The sequence below is a fragment of the Lachnoclostridium sp. An14 genome (assembly GCF_002160755.1).
Lineage (GTDB): Bacteria > Bacillota > Clostridia > Lachnospirales > Lachnospiraceae > Lachnoclostridium_A.
Window position 1 is genome coordinate 13,999 of record NZ_NFLE01000034.1, and the last position, 23,129, is coordinate 37,127.

At 58.9% G+C, this 23,129-nt stretch carries 19 protein-coding genes and 1 riboswitch; of the genes, 17 read left to right on the forward strand and 2 right to left on the reverse strand.

Translation table 11 applies throughout. From position 1 onward, the window contains the following. Window positions 1-3 precede the first annotated feature (3 nt). Window positions 4-378, reverse strand: coding sequence for a GntR family transcriptional regulator (locus B5E84_RS15845; protein ID WP_087224503.1), 375 nt, complete (start codon window positions 376-378; stop codon window positions 4-6). 452 nt (window positions 379-830) lie between these two features. Here B5E84_RS15845 and B5E84_RS15850 point away from each other — a divergent pair, with 452 nt between their 5' ends. From B5E84_RS15850 to B5E84_RS15925, 16 genes are all read left to right on the forward strand, one after another. After that, the gene (locus B5E84_RS15850) at window positions 831-2,363 is read left to right on the forward strand and encodes a sugar ABC transporter ATP-binding protein (RefSeq protein WP_087224540.1); all 1,533 of its coding nucleotides are present in this window, start codon (window positions 831-833) and stop codon (window positions 2,361-2,363) included. Beyond that, complete coding sequence (locus B5E84_RS15855) at window positions 2,360-3,376, forward strand: ABC transporter permease (RefSeq protein WP_087224505.1); 1,017 nt, start codon at window positions 2,360-2,362, stop codon at window positions 3,374-3,376. Before B5E84_RS15850 ends, B5E84_RS15855 begins: the two co-directional genes overlap by 4 nt. 154 nt (window positions 3,377-3,530) lie before the next feature. After that, window positions 3,531-4,529, forward strand: coding sequence for a substrate-binding domain-containing protein (locus B5E84_RS15860; RefSeq protein WP_087224507.1), 999 nt, complete (start codon window positions 3,531-3,533; stop codon window positions 4,527-4,529). 190 nt (window positions 4,530-4,719) lie between these two features. After that, window positions 4,720-5,163, forward strand: a complete 444-nt coding sequence (locus B5E84_RS15865) for a zinc ribbon domain-containing protein (protein WP_087224509.1) — start codon at window positions 4,720-4,722, stop codon at window positions 5,161-5,163. Window positions 5,164-5,458: 295 nt separating this feature from the next. Next, window positions 5,459-7,045 (forward strand): response regulator transcription factor, encoded by a 1,587-nt coding sequence (locus B5E84_RS15870; protein WP_087224510.1) that lies wholly within the window; start codon window positions 5,459-5,461, stop codon window positions 7,043-7,045. Between the two features lie 27 nt (window positions 7,046-7,072). Continuing rightward, complete coding sequence (locus tag B5E84_RS15875; RefSeq protein ID WP_087224542.1) at window positions 7,073-8,119, forward strand: sensor histidine kinase; 1,047 nt, start codon at window positions 7,073-7,075, stop codon at window positions 8,117-8,119. Beyond that, complete coding sequence (locus tag B5E84_RS15880; protein ID WP_087224512.1) at window positions 8,116-9,594, forward strand: ATP-binding cassette domain-containing protein; 1,479 nt, start codon at window positions 8,116-8,118, stop codon at window positions 9,592-9,594. The genes B5E84_RS15875 and B5E84_RS15880 overlap by 4 nt, the downstream gene beginning before the upstream one ends. A 47-nt stretch (window positions 9,595-9,641) precedes the next feature. Continuing rightward, complete coding sequence (locus B5E84_RS15885) at window positions 9,642-10,460, forward strand: formate/nitrite transporter family protein (RefSeq protein WP_087224514.1); 819 nt, start codon at window positions 9,642-9,644, stop codon at window positions 10,458-10,460. Window positions 10,461-10,542: 82 nt separating this feature from the next. After that, window positions 10,543-10,650: riboswitch (TPP riboswitch) on the forward strand. 174 nt (window positions 10,651-10,824) lie between these two features. Continuing rightward, window positions 10,825-12,132 carry a phosphomethylpyrimidine synthase ThiC gene (gene thiC, locus B5E84_RS15890; RefSeq protein ID WP_087224516.1) on the forward strand — a complete coding sequence of 436 codons (1,308 nt, stop codon included), beginning with the start codon at window positions 10,825-10,827 and terminating at the stop codon, window positions 12,130-12,132. Window positions 12,133-12,307: 175 nt separating this feature from the next. Next, on the forward strand, window positions 12,308-12,736 hold the full coding sequence (locus B5E84_RS15895) for a MarR family winged helix-turn-helix transcriptional regulator (RefSeq protein WP_087224518.1): 429 nt from the start codon (window positions 12,308-12,310) through the stop codon (window positions 12,734-12,736). A 70-nt stretch (window positions 12,737-12,806) separates the two neighbouring features. Continuing rightward, the gene (locus tag B5E84_RS15900) at window positions 12,807-14,159 is read left to right on the forward strand and encodes an MATE family efflux transporter (protein WP_087224520.1); all 1,353 of its coding nucleotides are present in this window, start codon (window positions 12,807-12,809) and stop codon (window positions 14,157-14,159) included. Between the two features lie 228 nt (window positions 14,160-14,387). Further along, window positions 14,388-15,686 (forward strand): phosphopyruvate hydratase, encoded by a 1,299-nt coding sequence (eno, locus tag B5E84_RS15905; protein WP_087224522.1) that lies wholly within the window; start codon window positions 14,388-14,390, stop codon window positions 15,684-15,686. A gap of 198 nt (window positions 15,687-15,884) precedes the next feature. Next, window positions 15,885-16,904, forward strand: coding sequence for a DUF7309 domain-containing protein (locus B5E84_RS15910; RefSeq protein ID WP_087224544.1), 1,020 nt, complete (start codon window positions 15,885-15,887; stop codon window positions 16,902-16,904). A 322-nt stretch (window positions 16,905-17,226) separates the two neighbouring features. Further along, on the forward strand, window positions 17,227-17,790 hold the full coding sequence (gene ahpC / locus B5E84_RS15915; protein ID WP_087224524.1) for an alkyl hydroperoxide reductase subunit C: 564 nt from the start codon (window positions 17,227-17,229) through the stop codon (window positions 17,788-17,790). Then, window positions 17,787-19,484, forward strand: coding sequence for an FAD-dependent oxidoreductase (locus B5E84_RS15920; protein ID WP_087224526.1), 1,698 nt, complete (start codon window positions 17,787-17,789; stop codon window positions 19,482-19,484). The genes ahpC and B5E84_RS15920 overlap by 4 nt, the downstream gene beginning before the upstream one ends. A 287-nt stretch (window positions 19,485-19,771) precedes the next feature. Then, window positions 19,772-20,134, forward strand: a complete 363-nt coding sequence (locus B5E84_RS15925) for a metal-dependent transcriptional regulator (protein WP_275533083.1) — start codon at window positions 19,772-19,774, stop codon at window positions 20,132-20,134. A 194-nt stretch (window positions 20,135-20,328) separates the two neighbouring features. Here the strand turns inward: B5E84_RS15925 and B5E84_RS15930 are convergent, their stop codons facing one another. After that, window positions 20,329-21,360, reverse strand: a complete 1,032-nt coding sequence (locus B5E84_RS15930) for a LacI family DNA-binding transcriptional regulator (RefSeq protein ID WP_087224528.1) — start codon at window positions 21,358-21,360, stop codon at window positions 20,329-20,331. 255 nt (window positions 21,361-21,615) lie between these two features. On the opposite strand from B5E84_RS15930, the gene xylB reads away from it, so the two are divergent. After that, complete coding sequence (gene xylB, locus B5E84_RS15935) at window positions 21,616-23,097, forward strand: xylulokinase (RefSeq protein WP_087224530.1); 1,482 nt, start codon at window positions 21,616-21,618, stop codon at window positions 23,095-23,097. Window positions 23,098-23,129: the final 32 nt, after the last annotated feature.

Sequence of the window (23,129 nt, forward strand, 5' to 3'; positions counted from 1 at the left end):
ATACTATTCCTCCTCAAACAGAATCTTCATCATGTCCTGCAATTCCTGCCAGGAAATCCCCAAGGACTTGGCGGCGCGGATGGCGTCAGCCAGTTTCTGTTCCACTAGGCGCCGCCTGGATTCCCGGAGAAATTCCGTATTGCCGGTGGAAACGAAGGTTCCGATGCCCACCTGGCTCTTTACAAACCCCTCTTTTTCCAGATCGTCATAGACCCGCCGTATGGTCAGAACGCTCACCCTTAAGTCATTGGCGAAAGCCCGGATGGACGGCAGCAAATCCCCCTCCGCCAGCTCGCCCTTTAAGATGGCGTCGGTGAGCTGTTCTTTGATCTGCTGGTAGAGAGGGGCGTCGGAGGTGTTGGAGATAAGGATTTTCATGGTGTTGGCTCCTTGGTGTGATTATTGTATATACACACTATATACTATAAAGGGGAGAATGTCAATGGAAAGGTCCGGTCGTTTTGGCGGAGGTTTTGGGGAGCCGCGAACTTGCCCGCTAGATCGTGGAAAAGATCGGCGGCAGGGAAAGAAACAGGCGCGGCTTTCCATGAAACCGCGCCTGTTTGCGCCGCAGAAAACCACCTTCCCCATCCCCTCACCGCGCTCCGGCGCCCGCTCCCGCCGCGGCACCTCCTCTTTTTCGTCAATATTTCCACAAATTCCATCCAATCTATCCCATTTCCCGTCAAACTAAATAAAATACCCCCCACAAAACGAAAAATCATCCCCTTATTTGCACAAACATTCTCTGCTATACTGGAACCAGTGAATGGAAGATCAGAAAGCGGCGCGGGCGTCCGGCTGCTTGTGACGAGGACGGGGGTATGAAAATGAACGAAGTGATTGTCTCCATGGAGAATATCGTGAAAACCTTCCCCGGTGTGAAGGCGCTGGACCATGTGCGGTTTGAGCTGCGCTCCGGCGAGGTGATGGCTCTCCTGGGAGAAAACGGAGCCGGAAAGAGCACCCTGATGAAGATTTTAAGCGGTGTTTATACCAGGGACGGGGGAACCATGTCCATCTTTGGGAAAGAGTACGGCGATCTGACGCCGAAAATGGCTCAGGAGGCCGGCGTGGCCATCATCCATCAGGAGTTGAATATGTGCCGCCATCTGTCGGTGACGGAAAATATGTTTCTCGGGCGGGAAAAGAGAAACGGCATCATCCTCTCCAACCGGGAGATGGAAAACGAGGCCAGAAAGATCCTGGAGGAATTAAAAATTGATCTGGATCCCGGCCAGGTAGTGGGAGAGCTGCCCGTTTCCAAGCAGCAGATGGTGGAGATCGCCAAAGCCCTTTCCACCAACGCCAGGATCCTGATTATGGACGAGCCCACATCGGCCCTGACCGCCAGGGAGATCGAAGACCTGTTCCGCATCATCCGGGACTTAAAGTCCAAGGGCTGCGGCATTGTATACATATCCCACCGCCTGGAGGAGCTGGAGCACATCGTGGATCGGGTGACCGTCATGCGGGACGGCCAGTACATCACCACCATGAATTTTGCCGACACCACCCTGGACGAGATCATCGCCAACATGGTGGGCCGGGAGATCAAGGAAAAATTCCCCAGGGTAGAGTGTAAAAAAGGCAAAAAGATCCTGGAGGTGCGCGGCCTGAACGCCGGCCGTATGGTGCGGGACGTGAGCTTTGACCTTTACGAGGGAGAGATTGTGGGGTTCGCGGGCCTGATGGGAGCCGGGCGGACGGAGACCACCAGGGCCATCTTCGGAGTGGATCCGAAGGAGAGCGGCCAGATCCTGTTAAACGGCCAGGAGGTGCAGATCCGAAAGCCCTCCGATGCCATCCGCGCCGGTATCGTGCTGGCGCCGGAGGACCGGAAAAAGGACGGGCTGTGCACGAAACTGAGCATCCGCCAGAACATCGCCCTGCCGAACCTGGATCTGCTCTGTGACAAGGCCGGTGTGGTCAGCCGCAGAAAAGAGACGGAAATGTGCGATCAGGCCGTAAAAAACCTAAAGATCAAGACGCCTAACGTGGAGATCAACGCCGACAATCTGTCCGGCGGCAACCAGCAGAAGGTGGTGGTGGGAAAATGGCTGGCCAGGGATTCCAAGGTGGTCATCTTCGACGAGCCTACCAGGGGAATCGACGTGGCGGCAAAGGTGGAAATCTATAACCTGATGAACATGCTGAAGGCGGAGGGGATCGGAGTCATGTTCGTCTCCTCGGAAATGCCGGAGGTGATGGGGATCGCGGACCGGATCATCGTCATGTGCGACGGCCGCATCACGGGAGAGCTGATGGCCTCCGAGGCCACCCAGAACGAAATCCTCACCCTGGCCACCAGGTTTGAGAAAAAGATCGCGGATAAGGAAACCGTAGGAGGGGGAGAGTCATGAATCAGAATAAACAGGGAGTCATCAAGCGGATTTTAAGCATCCGCGGCATGGGCGGCGCGCTCACCGCGTTTGCCGGCCTCATCGTCATCTATATCGCATTTGGAATCATCAATCCCAAGGTATTTGCCGGGCAGAACGTGATGAACCTGCTCCGTTCCATGTCCAAGTACCTGATCATCGGAATTGGCCAGAGCTACGTGCTGATCACCGGAAACATCGACCTTTCCATCGGCTCCGTGGTGGGCATGAGCGCCATGATTTCCGCCACCCTGATGTGCCTGGGGGTAAACCCGGTGCTGGCCGTGCTGATCACCCTGGCCTGCTGCATGGTGGTGGGCGTGATCAACGGCTTTCTCGTGGGAAAATGTAAGCTGCCCCCCTTCATCGCCACTCTGGGAACCATGTTTGTGGCCAGGGGCATCGCCTACATGGTAAACGGCAACCGCAACACGGACGCCATCGCCTCCGGAATCGGAAAAGAGGGCGGAGATACCTTCCAGAACGTGTTCTACTACGGAAAGACCCTGGGGATCTACAACACCTTCTGGATCGCCATTCTGCTGTTTGTGATCTTCTTCTTCCTGCTGTCCAAGACCAGGACGGGACGCCACATTTACGCCATCGGCTCCAACGTGGAGGCGGCCAAGCTTTCCGGCGTCAACGTGGTGGCCACCACCACGAAAACCTACCTGGTGAGCGCGTTCTGCTCCTTCGTGGTGGGCCTCATCCTCTGCGGACAGGCGGGAATGGGCAACATGGAAGCGGGAAATATGTACGAGATGTACGCCGTGGCGGCCGGAGTAATCGGAGGCATTTCTCCTCTGGGCGGCACCGGCCTTCTGCTGGGAACCCTGGCGGGAGCTTCCGTATGGCAGACCCTGGAAAACGGCCTGAACATGATTGGCGCTCAGGTGGGCATCCAGCGCCTGGTGATCGGCATCATCGTGGTGTTCGCGGTGCTGCTTGACGTGGTGTTCCGCAAGGGCGTATTTGGAAAACGGCGCTCCGCTTAACTGGAGACGGAACGTGACGCGGGCTGTGCAGAAGGAAAGCGGAAGAAAAGCGAGAAAAGCGGAGAGCTCCGGAACATAACGGGAATTAGCGGCCGCGGAAAGCGGCCCTAAGATAAAAGCTTTATAAAAAGGGAAATAAAAGGAGGAAACAGACATGAAAAAAAGAGGATTAGCAGCAATGTTATGCGCGCTCTGCGTAGCTACCGGCGTGATGGCCGGCTGCTCCAGCGACAAGCCGGCGGAGACAGAGGCTCCGGCAGCCACGGAGGCAGAGGCAGCAGAGGAGACGGAGAGTGAGGCGGCAGAGGCGGCAGCCCCCGCGGCGGACAGCGACATTCTCATTTCCCTGATCACCATGGACTCCATCGACCAGCACTGGGTGACCTTAAATGAGGGCGCGCAGAAGGCAGCGGCCGAGCTTGGGGTAGAGGTACAGTTCATGGCCCCCAACACCAAGGATGACGCTCAGCAGATCGAGTGCGTGAACAACGCCGTTTCCGCAGGCGCCCAGGCCATCATCGTGGCCGCCAACGGACCGGATGCCATTTCTTCCGCCCTGAAAGAGGCAGAGAGCGCCGGAGTAAAGATCGTTTACGTGGACTCCCCGGCAAACGTGGAGGCTGAGGCCACCTTCTCCACCGACAACACCGCCGCCGGAAAGACCGCAGGCGAGGAGATGATCGCCGCCCTGGAGGCAAAGGGCATCACCGAGGGCTCCATCGGCATCATCAGTGTAAATGCCGCTACCGATTCCACCGTATCCCGTGACGAGGGATTCCGCTCCGCTTTTGAGGGCACGGCTTACACCCTGACGGAGACTCAGTTCTGCGAAGGCGACGCCGCCAAGGCACAGAGCATCGCTGAGAACTACATCACCCAGGGCGTTGTGGGAATCTTTGGCTGCAACGAGGGTTCCACCACCGGTATCGGAAACGCCATCAAGGCATCCGGCGAGGAAATCACCGGCGTTGGCTTTGACAAATCCGATGCCATCCTTGGACTGATCGACGACGGATACCTGCTCTGCACCATGGCGCAGAATCCGGATGTGATGGGCTACGAGGGCGTAAAGGCCGCTGTGGCTGCCGTCAACGGCGAGGATCTGGGCGGAGCCGTAACCGACACGGGCGTATCCGTACTGAAGAAGGAGTAATCCCCATCGGCAAAGCAACTAAAAATGTATGGCCGGGCCTTGTGTCCGGCCTTTTTGCGCCGCGGGCAGCTGCGTCCCCTGGGAAATTTTCCGGGAGACAGTCCCGTTTTCCCTGGCAACAGCCAGTTGCTTGTGAAAGGCCTTTTTGGAAGATATAATGAGGAAAAACATTTCTTAGGAGGGCCCAGACATGGAAATACGGGATATTCTGAAACATCTGCGGGAGAAACACCATCTTACACAGGAGCAGCTGGCAGAGCGGCTGCAGGTCACCAGGCAGGCCGTGAGCCGCTGGGAAACCGGCGAGACACAGCCAAATACGGACACATTAAAACTGCTGTCACAGGTTTATGACGTATCCATCAACACACTTCTGGGATCGCCCCGGCAGCTGGTCTGTCAGTGCTGCGGAATGCCGCTAAATGAAGACAGTTTCATCAGCAGAGAGCCGGATGGGAGCTATAATGAGGATTATTGCAGATGGTGCTATCAGGACGGCGGGTTTGTGTATCCGTCCAAAGAGTCCATGATTGATTTCCTGGTTGAACATATGCCAAATCCCCATAACGAGGGGGAAGAAACCAGACGAGCTCAATATGATGCGTACCTTTCACAGTTAAAGCACTGGAAATAATTTCGTTTCCCCAAAGCCAGGCTGCGGCAGAGCCAGCCGGGCCGGCCGGAGGCCAGGAAAAACGGCCCGTCCCCTGCCGCCGCTGCCTGCCGCATCCCCCTTTGGGGGAGGAAATTCACGGGGCGGCAGCAAAAGAGGGCTGCCGCCCCGTTTCTGAGCAGGCGGGGAGAATGCGGGGATATGGCAGAGCCAGGGGTGTCCGCGGGCAGGATCCCGTCCGGGGATTTCGTTGAATTCTCTCCCTCTCCATGGTATGATAGGGAGAACGAAGGGGACAGATACAGGGAGGAACATTATGCTGAAGGTATTGATTGCGGACGATGAGCGGCTGATCTGCCGGCTGGTGCAGATTCTGGCGGACTGGGAGGCTCTGGGGATGGAGGTGGCCGGGACGGCGGAAAACGGCCTGGAGGCCCTGGAAAAAATCAGGCAGCTGGAACCGGACATCCTGATCACCGACATCCGGATGCCCGGCCTTGGCGGCCTGGAGCTGATCGAGCAGGCGAAGGCCCTGCGGCCGGAGCTGGAGGTGATCATCATCAGCGGCTACGCCCATTTTGAGTACGCCCAGAGCGCCATAAAGTTCGGCGTGGGAAATTACCTCCTGAAACCCATCAAAAAGGAGGAGCTCATGGGGACGCTGCGGACCCTGGGAGAGCGGTGCCTGGCCAGAAAAGAGGCCCAGGTCAAAAGTTCCCTGAGCCTGGAGAGCCGCCGCAAGGACATGGAGCGCATCCGGGCCAGCCTGGCAAAGGAGGTACTTGGCCGGGAGACGGCGGGCCTTACGGAGAAACGGCTGGAGGAAGAATACTATTTTGACTGTCCCGGAGAGCTGTACCAGGTGTTTTTGCTGAAACTGGACTGGGATCCCAGGACGGTGAGCCGGGCGGCGGTGGAGCTGGTGCGGGAGAAGGCCAGGGAGATCCTGGTCTCCGCCCTGGAAAAGGCCGGGGTGCAGGCGGTGTTTGAGTTTGAGGAGAGCGTGGGCTGCGGCGTGGTCAATTACGGCAGGGAAACCCGGGACAGTTTCCGGCGGGCGCTGCGGGACGGCTTAAATGAGCTGGACGGGCGGAAACACCTCTTTGGACAGGTGGAATTTTCCCTGGCCCTGGGGACGGAGGAGAGAGAGCCCTCCGGCCTGGGACAGTCCGTGGAGTACGCGCGGGCGGCCCTTTGGGAGCGGTGGATCACCGGCCCCGGACGGATGCTGGAGACGGTGCCGGCAGGCTGCGGCGGCGGACAGGAGCTTTTGGACCGCTACGGCCGGGAAATCCAGGGAGCCGTGGAGCGGATGGACGGGAAGGAAGGACGGCTGGCGGCGGAGCATCTGAAGGAGGCGGCCCTCTCCACGCCGGAGATCTGCGGCCGGGACCTGCAGGAGCTGGTGAGCGCCGCCGGCCGCCTGTTTGTGTCCCGCCTGGGAAATGTGGACATGGAGACCTGCCTTCTGGACTTTGCCAGCCGCGTCGGCCAGTGCTCCCGCGGGGAGCAGGCCTTTGAGGAACTGGCGGCCTTTCAGGAGGGCCTGATGGAGGGGATTCTGGCCATCCGCCGGAACGAGGCCTTACGGCCGGTGCGCATTGCCAAACAGTATGTGCAGCAGCATTTCAGCGAGCCGATTACCCTGGAGGACGTGTGCGAGACGGCGGGGTTCAGTGTCAGCTATTTCAGCGCCCTCTTTAAGAAAGAGACGGGAGAGGGCTTTTCCAAATACCTCACCCGCGTGCGGATGGAGGAGGCCAAAACCCTTCTCCGGGAGACCAATCTGCCGGTGGCGGAAATCTGTGAACGGGTGGGCTACAGCGACCGGAAACACTTCACTGCCCTGTTCCACAAGATGGCGGGCCTAAACCCGGCAGAGTACCGGAAACTGTACGGCTAGAAACGGAAAGGAAACGGAGGGATGACGATGGAAAAGGGGAGAAAAGGGCAGCTGTCCTTCCGGGCGGCAGTGCTGGCAGGCGGGGCGGGAGCCCTTTTGGCGGCCCTTTTGGCGGCCGGGTTCTGTCAGGCTTTGGCGGGAGGCGGGCCGGTCTGGCTCTGGGGGGCGGGAGCGGCCGCCTTTCTGGCCCTTATCTGGATATGGTTTTCCTGGCTGGTAAAGCCCTATCTGCGGATGGAACGGACCATGCGCCTGTTTTTGGAGGGCTACACCACGGGAGAGCTGGCGGACGCCATGGACGTGACCGCCAGCCCGGCCCAGGAGCTGCTGCTAAAGCGGATGGACCAGGTGTTTAACTCCTCCGAGCTTTTAAAACTGAATAAGCGCCAGGCCCAGTACCTGGCCCTCCAGAACCAGATCAACCCCCATTTTCTCTACAACACCCTGGAGAGCATTCGAAGCGAAGCGCTGATCGCCGGGCTTTCCCAGGTGGCGGACATGACGGAGGCCCTGGCCTCCTTTTTCCGCTACACCATCAGCAAGGTGGAAAACCTGGTATCCGTGGAGGAGGAGCTGCACAACTGCGAGACGTATTTCCGGGTGCAGCAGTACCGGTTTGGCCCCAGGCTGGAGCTGGCGGTGGAGTGCGATCCGGAGGACCGGGAGGAGATCTACCGCTGCCGCCTGCCGAAACTGACCATGCAGCCCATCCTGGAAAATAGCATCATTCACGGCACGGAGTTAAAAATCGGCACCGGCCACCTGACCATCCACCTGGAGCGGACCGGCTCCAGGCTTTTGATCCGCATTTCCGACGACGGGGTGGGCATGGACCCGGAGACCTTAAGGCGGACGAATGAACGGCTGGAAAAAAGCGGCCGGGCATTGGCGGACCACTCCCAGGAAAGCGAGGGCGGCATCGCCCTGGTAAACGTAAACAACCGCATCCACCTGCTGTTTGGGGAGGAGTACGGCCTCCACGTCTTTTCCATGCCGGGGGTGGGGACGGATGTGGAGATCGTGCTGCCGGTGATCACCAACGACAGGGAGTTAAACCGGGGGGCGCTGTCATGAAACGGGAAATTCTGCGGATGGAGCGGGTGACCTACCGGGAGCAGGGAGTCACCCAGCTGGAAAATTTCAACTTCGCGGTGATGGCCGGGGAGATCGTGGGGCTGGTGCCCATCAACCATGTAGGACTGGCGGCCTTCCTGCGCCTTCTGCGCCAGAATCTGCCCCTCCATTACGGCTACGTCTACTACCAGGAAAAGCTGGTGAACCACTGGCGGTTTCCCACCATGAAATACAACCGCATCAGCGTGATCCAGAACCGCAGCTGCCTGGCGGAGGGGCTGACGGTGGCGGACAACGTGTTTGTGCTCCGTCAGGGCTTTAAAAAGAGGATCGTAGAGCCGGAGGTGCTGCGCCGCCAGCTGGCTCCTTTCCTGGAGGAGATCGGCGTGGATATTTCCGCCGACAGCCATGTGGACGAGCTGTCCGCCTTTGAGCGGCTGGTGGTGGAGCTTTTAAAGGCGGTGGTGGCGGGAAATAAGTTGGTGGTGATGGACGACATCGGCACCTTCGTCAGCGAGCGGGAGTTAAAAAAGCTCCATGAGATCATGCGCCGCTACGCCGCGAAAGGGATGGCCTTTCTCTACATCGCCTCTCATTTTGAGGACGCCTGGCAGATCTGCGGCCGGACTGCCACCATGATGAACGGCCAGCTGGTGAAAGACTACCAGGCAGAGGATCCGGTGCCCAGGACCTTTTTCTTCCGCTGCACGGAGGAGTTCGACCGGAAGGTGCGGGAGAAAATAGACCGGAACGGCCCGGAAACGGAGACTGGCCCGGTGTTTGAGGCCAGGGGCATCCGGATCGGGGAAACGGGGCCTCTGGACATCCGGGTCCGGGCGGGAGAGTGCCTGGTGCTCCAGGCCATGGACAACGCCTCCTATCAGGATCTGGCGGACTGGGTCACGGGGGCGGCGGCTCCGCCGGCCGGGACCTGCCTGGCAGCGGGGAAACCGGTGCACCTGCCAAAAGACCGGCGGGTGGGGGTGATCCGGGAGCTGCCGGCGGAGACCATGGTGTTTTCCAACATGAGCTACCTGGACAACCTCTGCTTTAACCTGGATCACCGGTTCCCGGACGTGTGGCTGCGGGGGCGGGTGAAACGGAGCGTTTCCAGGGAGTACGCCGGCCTTCTGGGGCCGGAGGTGTTCTGGAAACGGGTGGAGGCTTTGTCGGAGACGGAAAAATACGATCTGGTCTACGCCCGCGTCCTCCTTCAGAACCCTCAGGCGGTATTCTGCATCCAGCCCTTTAAGGGGGCGGATGTGGCCCTGCGGCTGCGGATCTGGGAGCATCTGGAGCAGTTTCTGGACCGGGGGATGGCGGTGGTGATCCTGGCGGTGAACCTGGCGGATTCCCTGGCCCTGGCAAACCGGCTGCTGCGGGTCCGGAGAGGGCGGGAGCCGGTGGAGTATGGCCGGGCGGAGTTTGGCAAGCTGCCCTTAAATACGCCCTGGCGGCATTTATATGAGGATTAGACAGAAAGAGGACTGGCATTTCCGAGAGGAAAAAGGAGGAACATACATTGTATTCAGCAAAAGAGACGGCAAACCGTTACATGGAAACAGGACGTGGGAAAGCGACCATGCCCCTGCTAAGGATGCTCCTGATGGGAGTTCTGGCGGGGATGCTTTTGGCCCTGGCGGCCGTGGGGGCCGGGACGGCTTCCTGCATGGTGGAAAATCCGGGGACGGCCAGGATCGTTTCCGCCCTGGTATTCCCGGCGGGACTGGCGCTGATTGTGTTTTTAGGGGCGGAGCTGTTTACGGGGAACTGCCTGTTAATCATGCCGGTGCTGGAGAAACAGATTTCCTTCGGGCGGATGGCGGTTTCCTGGGCGGCGGTGTATCTGGGAAACTTTCTCGGCTCTGCGCTGATGGCGTTTCTGGTCTGTGAGAGCGGCCAGATGTCTGGATTTTCCGGAGCCGTGGCGGGAAATGTGATCCGCGCCGCGGTGACAAAGACCTCCCTGGATCCGGGAAAGGCGGTGCTTTTGGGGATTTTATGCAATTTCCTGGTGTGCGCCGCCGTGTTTATCAGCATGATGGGAACCACTGTGGCGGATAAGCTGCTGGGGCTGTATTTCCCCATTATGCTGTTTGTGCTGGGCGGGTTCGAGCACTCCGTCGCCAATATGTACTACATCCCCGCCGGCCTTTTCGCGGCGGCCAAACCGGAGTACGCCGCCCTGGCCGCAGCCCAGGGAATTTCCCTGGACGGCCTTACATGGCAGTCCTTTTTCCTGGGAAACCTGCTGCCGGTGACGGTGGGAAACGTGTTGGGCGGCGCGGCGCTGGGCGTTTTGCTCTGGGGCGCGTACCTTTGGAAAGGGAAGCGGGCGTGACGGGTTCCGCCTGGGGAAAACCTCCGCTTTTCCCGTGGCCGTGCGGTAAATCTTGACATCCGCCCACGGCGGTGATACGATAATCTGCATAACAGGGAGCTCGTGTGCGGGCTGAGAGGAAGTCATCAACTTCGACCTATACCACCTGATTTGGGTAATGCCAACGTAGGGAAATATGCGGAAGGAAACAGGATCTGCGCCTTACGTGGCGTGGATCCGTTTTTTGTATCAGTAGGAAACTGGCTGCTGACGCAGCCGCGGGCCGCCGCGTCCGCTTTTTGCGGGGGAATTCACCTTTGTAAAGAATCAGGAGGAACAGGCAGCGCGCACAGGAAGCTCCCTCTCACAGAAGGGAGAAGAAGTCATGAGCTATACCACACAGATGGACGCCGCCAGACAGGGGATCCTGACAAAGGAAATGGAAGCGGTGGCAAAGAAGGAACATTTCGACCCGAAGGAGCTGATGGAGTTAGTGGCCCAGGGAAAGGTGGCTATCCCCGCCAACCGTCTTCACACCTGCATTGATCCCAACGGGATCGGCTCCATGCTGAAGACGAAGATCAACGTAAACCTGGGCACCTCCAGGGACTGCAAGGATCTGGATATGGAGCTGGCGAAGGTGAAACGGGCAGTGGACATGGGAGCGGAGTCCATCATGGATTTGAGCTCCTGGGGCGACACCAGGACCTTCCGCCGGAAACTGACGAAAGAGTGCCCGGCCATCATCGGCACGGTGCCCATTTACGACGCGGTGGTGTATTACCACAAGCCCTTAAAGGAGATCACGGCGGAGGAGTGGCTGCAGATCGTGGAAATGCACGCCAAGGACGGCGTGGATTTCCTTACCATCCACGTGGGCATCAACCGCAGGACCGCTGCCCGCTTTAAGGAGGCCAAACGCCTCACCAACATCGTCTCCAGAGGCGGCTCCATCATTTTCGCCTGGATGGAGATGACCGGGGAGGAAAACCCGTTTTACGCCCAGTTTGACCGGATCCTGGACATTTGCAGGGAGTACGACGTCACCTTAAGCCTGGGAGACGCCTGCCGGCCGGGATGCCTGGCGGACGCCTCGGACATTTCCCAGATCGAGGAGCTGGTGACCTTAGGAGAGCTCACCGCCAGGGCCTGGAAAAAGGACGTGCAGGTGATGATCGAGGGGCCGGGCCATATGCCTCTGGACCAGATCGCCGCCAACATGAAGATCCAGCAGACTCTGTGCAAGGGCGCTCCCTTCTACGTGCTGGGGCCGTTGGTGACGGACGTGGCTCCCGGCTACGACCACATCACCGCAGCCATCGGCGGGGCGGTGGCTGCCGCTGCCGGAGCCTCCTTCCTGTGCTACGTGACGCCGGCGGAGCACCTGCGCCTGCCGGACGAGGACGACGTAAAGGAGGGCATCATCGCTTCCAAGATCGCCGCCCACGCCGCGGACATCGCCAAGGGCGTGCGGGGCGCCAGGGACTGGGATGACCAGATGAGCCTGGCCAGAAAGAAACTGGACTGGGAGGCCATGTTTGACCTTTCCATCGACCCGGAGAAGGCCAGAGCCTACCGGGCGTCCGCCAAGCCGGAGAAGGAGGACACTTGCTCCATGTGCGGAAACTTCTGCGCGGTGAAGAACATGAACCGGATTCTGGACGGGGAGATCGTGAGCATTTTCGACGAGTGATGAAATGGAGAGACGGCCGGGAAAGCGGACGGCCAGAGTGTGGGAACGGCGCGGGCATCCTGCGCCGTTTTCCGCGTTTTTTCCTTGTCTTTCCCGCGTCCGTTTTCCGCCTCTTGACAAATTCCTTTTCATTCCCTACAATAGCTTAGGAACCTAAGTAAAAAAGGAGGACACCATGGTTTCTCTTACGCGAAGCGCCGCAAGATACGTCAGCAAGCTTTCCAACAAGCTGCGCCGGAAACTGGATATGCTTTCATCCCGGAACGAGTTCAGCGGTTCCCAGGGGCGGGCCCTCCATTTCCTTCTGGCTCAGACCGGGGATATTTTCCAGAAGGATATTGAGGAGGAATACAGCATCCGGCCGTCCACGGCCACGGAGCTGCTGAAGCAGATGGAGAAAAACGGCCTGCTGATCCGGGAACCGGCCCCCTACGACAACCGCCTGAAACGGATCGTTTTGACGGACAAGGCCCTGGTTTATAAAGATCAGGTGGTAGAGGAGCTGACGGACCTGGAGGAGACGCTCGTCCGGGGCATTCCGGAGGAAAAGCTGGAGGTTTTCTTTGAGGTGATAGAAAAAATGATGGATAACCTGTCCGAATGAAAACGGGCCGGTTATCCAAAATTTCACGCAAATACTTAGGAAACTAAATAATTAGACGAGGTAATGAACGATGAACAGAGAACACGATTTCACGGAAGGGGCGCTGTTTCCCATGATTCTGCGGTTTTCCATCCCCGCGGCCATCTCCCTTCTGATCACGGCGGTCTACAACATCGTGGACCGGATGTTTGTGGGGAATTTTAACGGGACCTCCGCCCTGGCGGGGCTTTCCATCTGCTTTCCCCTATCCTATATGATGATGGCCTTCGGCCTCACCTGCAGCGCGGGAGGTTCCTCCCTGTTCTGCCTGTTTGCGGGGAAAAAGGACCAGGACGGCATGAACCGCTCCTTTGGAAACGCCCTGGTGCTGGCGGTGGTTTCGGAGCTGGCCCTGACGGCGTTTTTGCTGGCCTTTCGCGAGCCGGTGTTGCGGCTGTTCGGGGTGACGGAGACGGCTTACCCTTACGCCGTGACCTATTATAAGATTGTCGCCCTGGGCTGTCTGTTCCAGGGGCTGACCCAGGTGTTCTGCGACTTTGTCCGGGTGTCCGGACGTCCCGTGATGGGAATGTGCGTGACGGGGATCGGGGCGGTGACTAACATTGTGCTGGACGCCCTGTTTGTGGCGGTTTTGGACTGGGGCGTGGCGGGCGCCGCCTGGGCCACCGTCATCGGCCAGCTGCTCTCTGCCCTCTTTGGCCTGTTCCTGATCAGCAGAGGATACACGAAGGTGGAGATGGGAAAGGGCATCTTCGCCCCGGATTGGCCCCTCTCCAGGAAAATCATCTCCTGCGGCTTTGCCTTCTGGATCGCCCAGATGGCCATGGGATTCATCAGCCTGGTCTACAACGGCCAGCTGGGAAAGTACGGCGGGGATACGGCCATCAGCGTCTACGCCGTGGTGACCAGCATCATGACCTTTGTCATCATGCCGGCCAGCGGAATCAGCCAGGGCATCCAGCCCATTGTGGGGAATAATTTCGGGGCGGGGAAGTACCGGCGTGTGATGGCCGTCCTTTACCAGGCCTCCGCCGTCTCCGTGGCCGTGACCTGCCTGATCTGGCTGGCGGTGCTGTTCTTTCCCCAGGCGATCCTGATGGCCTTCGGCGCGTCGGAGGAAATGATGAGCCTGGGAGTGACCGGCCTGCGGGTGAATTTCTGCGTGACGCCCATCCTGGGGTTTGTCATGCTGGCCACCACCTTTTTCCAGTCCCTGGCGAAACCTCTGCCCTCCATTGTGATCACGTTTCTGAGGCAGATTCTGTTTCTGATTCCTCTCATCTGCCTGTTTCCTCTCCGGTGGGGGATTAACGGCATCTTTGCCGCTCAGCCGGTCAGCGATGTGCTGGCCCTGGTGCTGTCAGCGGCCCTGGTGGCCAGGGAACGGCGGATTTTGTACGGGAAGGAAACGGCCGGGAAGTAGGAGAAAGGGAGTTTGTCCATCCTAACTTTTTCCTTGACAGCCCATGGATGACGTGTTATCATACAGATAGTTAGTCAAAACTAACTTCTGTGAATAAATCAGGAGCCTGCCGCCAGAAAGTGCGCTTCCTCTTTCCGGCGGCAGGTTTCCCATGGGAAAACGGGCGTTTCGGGGCAGGTTTTGGCTCCGGCGGCGTCCATCAAATAAAAATGAGAGGATGGTAACCATATGAGACAGTGGCTTGAGATCGAAAAGGTAATCGGAAGGGAGATCATGGACTCCAGAGGAAACCCCACCGTGGAGGCGGAGGTACATCTGACGGACGGCACGGTGGCCCTCGGCGCGGCCCCCAGCGGCGCCTCCACCGGCGAGTTTGAGGCCCTGGAGCTGCGGGACGGGGACAAGGGCCGCTACCAGGGAAAAGGCGTGCAGAAGGCTGTGGCCAACATTAACGGAGTGATCAACGACACCCTGCGCGGCATGGACGCCAGCGACATTTACGCCGTGGATCAGGCGATGATCGCCGCCGACGGCACGAAGGATAAGTCCAACCTGGGAGCCAACGCCATTCTGGCCGTCTCCATCGCCTGCGCCAGGGCGGCGGCCGCTTCCTTAGGGATCCCGCTGTACCGGTTCTTAGGCGGCATTTCCGGAAACCGCCTGCCGGTGCCTATGATGAACATTTTAAACGGCGGCGCCCACGCGGCCAACACTGTGGACGTGCAGGAATTTATGATCATGCCGGTGGGGGCGCCCTCCTTCCGGGAGGGGCTGCGCTGGTGCGCGGAGGTGTTCCACGCCCTCCAGTCCCTGTTAAAATCCAAGGGCCTGGCCACGTCCGTGGGGGACGAGGGCGGCTTTGCCCCGGATCTTAAGAGCGACGAGGAGGCGATCCAGTACATCCTGGAGGCGGTGAAAACGGCGGGATATGAGCCGGGACGTGATTTTGTGCTGGCCATGGACGCGGCCTCCAGCGAGTGGAAGGGCTCCAAAAAGGGAGAGTACGTGCTGCCCAAGTGCAAAAAGACCTTCACCTCCGCACAGCTGGTGGAGCACTGGAAGGGGCTTTGCGAGAAATACCCCATCTACTCCATTGAGGACGGCCTGGACGAGGAGGACTGGGACGGCTGGCAGATGATGACGAAGGAGCTGGGGAAAACGGTGCAGCTGGTGGGGGACGATCTGTTCGTGACCAACACGGAGCGGCTGAAAAAGGGCATTGATTTGGGCTGCGGAAACTCCATTCTCATCAAGTTAAACCAGATCGGCTCCGTTTCTGAGACGCTGGAGGCCATCAAGATGGCCCATCAGGCGGGCTATACCGCCATCGCCTCCCACCGTTCCGGGGAGACGGAGGACACCACCATCGCCGATCTGGCCGTGGCCTTAAACACCTGCCAGATCAAGACCGGCGCTCCCAGCCGCAGCGAGCGGGTAGCCAAGTACAATCAGCTTCTCCGCATTGAGGAGGAGCTGGGGGAGAGCGCCTGCTACCCCGGCTTTGAGGCGTTTCATGTGAAACGGTAGGCCGGAGAGCAGGGAAAACCAGAGAGGAAAAACAGACCCAGGAGGGCCTTCCGGCGCGGGGAAACCTGCGGCCGGGAGGGCCGTTTCCTGGGTTTCGTTCGCGTTACGGAGAAATTTCGCTTGCCGGTAGAATCCGGTATTGTGAATCCTCCCCGTCTGGTGTACAATGTCCTTATTACATTCAGACAGGAGAACGGGATGAGAACAGAAGGAACGATGGAGGAATGGAAGGCCCTGTACGAAACGGCAACGAGAATCCGGGTTCTGGAGCCGTGGAAGGATCTGTGGGATCTGGACGTGATCGGGGTGCAGACAGGGGATGACCCGGAAGATACGGTGTTTTACAGCGTGCTGGGAAAAGGCGGAGACTGCTATGGGATCGCCGTCTATGAAGGATACGAGGGATTTAACAGTTTTCAGATGCTGAGGCTGCAGGAACGGCTGAACCTGCCGGTGGACTATGCCATGCTGCATCAGAGCGCTCTGGTCTGCTACTGGGGAGACCGGGAGGAGCTGTCGGCGAAACAGCGGAATATCATCCGGGAGCTGGGGTACAAATATCGGGGAAAGGGAAACTGGCTGTACTTTATGTCCTACGAGCCGGGATTTTACCCCTACAATCTGGATCGGGATCAGGTTTTGCGGATGACGGCGTACTTAAAGGATCTAGAGCGGGCGATGGCCGGTTACCGGGAGTCGGGGATTTCAGTGGACTTTGACAACGAAAAAATGTTCGTCATGGTATACGGAGAAAACAGGGAGACCTGGCGGTTTGAGGAAAGGCCCCTGCCTTTTACCAGTTTCAATTATTCCAGAATTTATATTACCGACGAGGAGATTTTACGGGGACTAAAGAGCGCGCCGAAAAAAGCGTTCTGTCTGGAGGCAGACGTGCGCACGATGGGAGCGAGACTGTCCGACGAAGACTATGGCCGGCCCCTCAACCCGGACATAAGCATTCTGGTGGAAAGCAACACGGGACTGGTGATTTCCTGTAAAATGAACGGGCCGGAGGACGATCCCATAGAGACGCTGGCGAAATCCGTGGTGCATTTTATCATCAACGCCGGGGCCCCGAAGGAAATCCGGGTGTCCAATATCATCACGGATGCCGCCCTGGATCAGATCTGCGATGTCTGCGGCATCCAGCTGAGACGGGTGAGGAAACTTCCGCAGCTGGACTGGGCCTGGAAACAGTTTTCGGAGCGTTTCTTGTAAACAGGAGAAACCGGGAAACGGCCGGGGAAATCATGAAATCATCAAAACAATCATTGGAAACGGGACTGCCGGAAAGGGGGCGGGCCCGTTTCCTTTTTGTTTTCCCACGGGAACCTTTTTTCCATCCTTCCAGAAGGAAAAACGAACGCAGGGACACCGGCGGGAAAACAAACTTAAGAAAATCGGGAAAACAAACTTAAGAAAATCCCCCTTGACAAATCCTATTAGTTTGGTATACTTAACTCATGAGTTAGGTAAAACTAACTAAAGAAGCAACGATCAGTTATTTCCTGATCTATCATTCAAAAGGAGGTACTTTGCAATGTCTATGATCCATAAAGAAATCGGCGGATTTACCGCCCAGGCCTATGTAAACGGGGAGTTTCAGACGGTGACGAAGGAGGATGTGCTGGGAAAATGGGCGGTGTTCTTTTTCTACCCGGCAGACTTCACCTTCGTGTGTCCTACGGAGCTGGAGGACCTGGCCGACAAGTATGAGGAGTTCCGGAAGATCGGGTGCGAGATCTATTCCGTTTCCTGTGACAGCCATTTTGTTCACAAGGCGTGGCACGACGCCTCCGAGCGCATCCGGAAGATCCAGTATCCCATGCTGGCGGATCCCAACCACGTGCTGGCGAAGGATTTCGACGTGCTGATCGAAGGCGACGGCATGGCGGAGAGAGGCAGCTTTATCGTAAATCCGGAAGGAAAGATCGTAGCCTACGAGGTAATCGCCGGAAATGTGGGACGAAACGCCGATGAGCTGCTGCGCCGGGTTCAGGCCAGCCAGTTTGTGGCGGAGCACGGAGACGAGGTCTGCCCGGCTAAGTGGCAGCCCGGCGGCGAGACCTTAAAGCCCAGCCTGGATCTGGTGGGGCTGTTATGAAAAAGGAGATCTACGACGCCGTTGTCATAGGGGGCGGTCCTGCCGGGTTGACGGCGGCCCTCTATCTGGCCAGGGCCCGCTACCGGGTTCTGGTGGTGGAGAAGGAGAAGTTCGGGGGACAGATCACCATCACCTCGGAGGTGGTAAACTATCCGGGAGTGGAAACGGCCAGCGGGGAGGAGCTGACGGCGGCCATGCGCCGCCAGGCCCAGCGGTTTGGGGCGGAATTTCTGCTGGCGGAGGTGGAGGCCCTGGAGCTGGAGGGAGACGTGAAAACGGTGCGCACCTCCAGAGGCGTTCTGTCCTGCTTTGGGGTATTGCTGGCCACCGGCGCTCACCCGAGAAAAATCGGATTTCAGGGGGAGGCGGAATTTAAGGGCCGGGGAGTGGCCTACTGCGCCACCTGCGACGGGGAATTTTTCACCGGTCTGGACGTGTTCGTGGTGGGAGGCGGCTTTGCGGCGGCGGAGGAGGCGGTGTTTCTCACCAGGTACGCCAGGAGCGTGACCATTTTGATGGTGACGGAGGACTTCACTTGCGCCCAGGCGGTGGCGGAGCCGGCGAGAAATCATGAAAAGATCCGGATTCTCACCAGGACGGCGGTGGAGGAGGCCGGGGGAGACACGGCCCTGCGCTATCTGAGATACCGGAATCTGGACACCGGCGAGGTGACCGAATACCGGCCGGAAAAGGGGGAGATCTTCGGCTTGTTCGTGTTCGCCGGTTACGAGCCGGCCACGGGGCTGGTAAAGGACGTGGGAGTCCTGGACGGCCAGGGCTACGTGGTCACCGACGAAAACCAGAAGACGGCGGTGGACGGCTTATACGCCGCCGGGGATGTGTGCGTGAAAAACCTGAGGCAGGTGGTAACTGCCGTGGGGGACGGGGCAAAGGCAGCCACGGAGTTGGAAAAGTATGCCAGAGAAATGCAGGAGAAGACCGGCATCCGCCCGGTACAGCCGGTGAGCCGTCTGGGAGGCGGAGCCGAGGCCGGGAAACGGGAAGGCGCCGGAGGGGAAACGGCGGGCGGCGTGTCAGGGGGGCAGCCGGCAGGAGCGCCCGTTTCCGGCGGGATTCTCACAGAGGAGATGAAGGCCCAGCTGGCCGGCCTGTTTGGACGGATGGAAGGGCGGCTGACTTTAAAGCTTCATCTGGACGGACGGCCTGTTTCGGAGGAGCTGCGGGCCTATATGGAGGAGCTGGCCTCCCTCACAGACCGGCTGCGCCTGGAGACGGCGGAGGGGGGAGACCACCTTCCCTTCGTGGCCGTCTGCCGGGAGGACGGGACAGAGACCGGGCTGGCCTTCCACGGCGTGCCCGGCGGCCATGAGTTTAACTCCTTCGTCATCGGCCTTTACAACGCGGCGGGGCCGGGACAGGCCCTGGATGAGGAAACCCTGGAGCGGATCCGGGGAATCCGGCAGCCGGTTGCCATGGATATTCTCGTATCCCTTTCCTGTACCATGTGTCCAGATCTGGTGATGGCGGCCCAGAGGATCGCCGCTGGCCATCCGGAGGTTTCCGCTCACGTTTATGACCTGAACCATTTCCCTGATCTGCGGGAGAAATACCGGGTTATGAGCGTGCCCTGTCTGGCGGTAAACGGAGAGCAGCTCCACTTTGGACGGAAAAACGTGTCCCAGCTTTTGGACATTCTGGAAGGGACGGATTCCGGCGGGAAGGGCGTTTCGTAAGCGCCGGAAGACCGGAGGCGGAAGAAAACACCCAGAGCCTTCCATTCGTTTTTCGCGCCGGAAAACGGTCCATATGAGAACCGGCACAGATGTTATCAGCCCGCGGCGGATTTTCCGCCTGCGGGCTGAATTTATGGGTGGCGGGAAATCACAGGGAAATCCCAGGCAATCCGCTATTTCCCGGAGAAACCGGTTGTTTAACCGGGGCCGTTTTGCTATAATAGAACCGGAAGTGTCAGAGTATTTTACAGAAAGGGTGAGTCGGTACGCAAAGATTAGGAAAATCGCTGGAGGATTACCTGGAGGCCATCTACTGCTTGCAAATGGAGATGGGCCAGGTACATTCGATCGACGTGGCGGAGTACCTGAAGGTTTCCAAGCCGAGTGTTTCCGGTGCGATGAAGGCGCTGCGGGAAAAGCAGCTGGTCATTAAGGAAGAAGACGGCGTTCTCCACCTGACGAGGGACGGGGAGGAGTTAGCCAAGGCGGTATATGAGAAACACGTATTTTTCGAGCAGATGTTCCTTCGCCTGGGGGTGGACGAGACCACCGCGGGACGGGACGCCTGCCTGGTGGAACACGCAGTCAGCGACGAGGTGTTTGAAAAGCTGAAGGAAAAATACGATCAGGTGGTACAGGGAAACGAATAACACCACAGAAAGACGGGCTGTTTCACAGGAAACAGCCCCCGCAGGAGAGGGAGACGGCCCGGAAGGGAGTCCCCTCTCTTTTTGTGTCATAGTAGGAAACCGCGTTCCTATGACACAAAAGCCTCCGGCGGGAGGCGCATTCCGCGCATAAGAGAATGGCTGCCGGCGCAGCCGCGCGGAAAGTTTTGTCCCCTCTACGGCCCGATATTCTCCCGAATCTTAATCGCCGTCTCCGTATACTGCACCGCCGGCGACGGCGCTGAGCCGGTGGTGAGGTAGTCGAACAGGAGCCGCACGGGGCGGGAGCCCTGGCGGAAGGGCTGCTGGCAGATGGTGGCGTTTATCACGCCGCTTTTTACCAGCTCCTTCGTCTTCTCCACATCGTCAAAGGAGATCACCTGGACGGCGCGGTCTTTTTTGTACTCCAGGACGGCTCGGCACCCTCCGTACACTCCCCCCGCCGTGAAATACAGGGCGTTCAGCTCCGGGAACCGGTTCATCAGGCGGGAGACGGCTTCGTAGCTCTTAAAATCGTCATCGTCGTTTTTCTGAATATCCAGCACGCGGACGGCGGGAAACCTTCGGCTGACCGTGTCCAGAAAGCCCTGGACCCGCCCGGAATGGCAGAGGATCAGGTCGGAGCCGGTGACAATGCCCACATTTGCCGCGCCTCCGGTGATCATCCCCATCAGGCCGCCGGCGGTGCAGCCGCCCTCGTAGTAATTGCTGCCCACGTAGGCCAGGCGGCCGGAGTTGGGGAGATCGGTGTTGGTGGTGATGACGGGGATGCCGGCCTCCCGGAGGGAATTTAATTTAGCCGCCAGGTTGGGGTCGTTGCAGGGGGAGATGACCAGGCCGCGGATCCCCTCCGCCTCCAGCTGGCTGATGGCCTCGATCTGGGCCTGGGGATCAAAGGCGGTCTCCCGCAGCAGGATGCGGCAGCCGTAGGCCGCCAGTTTCTTCTCCTGGTGGCGCGCTCCCGCCAGCACATCCCGGAAAAAGGGGTTGCCGTGGTTGGCGCTAAAGAGCACCACCCCGATGAGAATCCGCTTTTTCTGGGCGGCCAGGGCCAGGGCCGCCTTGTTTGGCTGGTAGTTTAAGGCCTCGATGATGGAGCGCACCCGCTGTTCCGTTTCCGGGTTTACGGAGCCCCGGTTGTTGATGACCCGGTCTACGGTGCCCCTTGAGACACCGGCCAAGGCCGCGATCTCCTTCATTGTGATCATGTCTGTTTCCTTTCCCGCTAAAAATCGTTTCTGTAAAAGTTTCCACAGGCCAGTGCCTGTAAAATCGCTGAAATAAGGATACCATATCCCACCGCTCCCTGTCAAATCGGGAAACGCAAAAACCGTGCACGTATCCCAACAACTATTATCTCATAAAAATTCCACAAGAATACGGAAAGGAATTGACGAAAACAGGAGAATGTGCTACATTACAGATAGTTTGTAGCGTGCACGTGCACGGAAAGGAGGACGCCTATGCTGTTTGCGGGAATTGACCTGGGGACTTCCTCGGTCAAGCTCATTTTAATGGACGAAAACGGGACAGTGAAAAAGACGGTTTCAAGGGAGTACCCCCTGTATTTCCCCCGGCCGGGATGGTCGGAGCAGCAGCCGGAGGACTGGTATGAGAAGGCCATGGAGGGGCTTTTGGCCTTGTTGGACGGAGAGGACCGGGGAAAGCTGGCGGGAATCGGGATCGGCGGCCAGATGCACGGCCTGGTGGCGTTAGACCGGGAGGACAAGGTAATCCGGCCCGCCATTTTGTGGAACGACGGGCGGACGGCGGAGGAGTCGGAGTATTTAAACCGGGAGATCGGGACGGAAATTCTGGCGGAGCGGACGGCAAATATCTCCTACGCTGGCTTTACGGCTCCCAAGCTGCTGTGGATGAAAAAACACGAGCCGGAGCTGTTTTCCAGGATCGCTAAAATCATGCTGCCAAAGGACTACCTGGTCTACCGCCTGACGGGAGTGCACAGCACCGACGTCTCCGACGCGTCAGGCACCCTGTTTTTCGATGTGAGACACCGCCGCTGGTCAGAGGAGATGACAGAGCTCTGCGGTATCCGGAAAGATCAGCTGCCGCAGGTGTTTGAAAGCTACGAGAGCGTGGGCACTGTGAGCCGGGAAACGGCCAGGCTGTTAGGCATTTCAGAGACGGTCCAGGTGGCGGCGGGAGCGGGGGACAACGCGGCGGCGGCCGTGGGAACCGGCACGGTGGGAGAGGGGAAATGCAACATTTCCATCGGCACCAGCGGCACCATTTTCATTTCCTCGGACCGGTTTCTCGCCGATGAAAAACACGCCCTCCACGCCTTTGCCAACGCCGACGGCGGTTATCACCTGATGGGCTGCATTTTAAGCGCCGCCTCCTGCAATAAGTGGTGGATGGATGACATCCTGCAGACGGGAGAGTACGTGAGGGAGCAGAGCTGTATTGAGGCTCTGGGCCGCAATCAGGTATTTTTCCTGCCCTATCTCATGGGGGAGCGCTCCCCCTTAAACGATCCCTTTGCCCGGGGAACCTTTCTGGGAATGACCATGGGCACCACCAGGGCGGATATGACCCAGGCGGTGCTGGAGGGAGTGGCTTTTGCCTTCCGGGACTGCCTGGAGGTGGCCAGGGCCCTGGGGCTTTCCGTGGAGCGGACAAAGGTCTGCGGCGGCGGGGCGAAAAGCCTTTTGTGGCTGAAGATCCTGACAAACGTGCTGAATCTGAAGGTGGAAATCCCCTGGAGCGAGGAAGGGCCCGCCCTGGGAGGCGCCATGCTGGCGGCGGTGGCCTGCGGCCGCTACGGGAGCGTGGCGGAGGCGGCGAAACAGATTGTAAAGGTGCGGGAGGTAAAGGAGCCGGAGCCGGAACTGGCCGGGCTTTACGAGGAGAGATACCGGCAGTTTCAGCGCATTTATCCCGCCTGCAAGGGGCTGTACCGGAGCCTGTACGGGGATGGGACGTAAGACGGAAGGCTTAGAGGGCCGGACATTTGGAG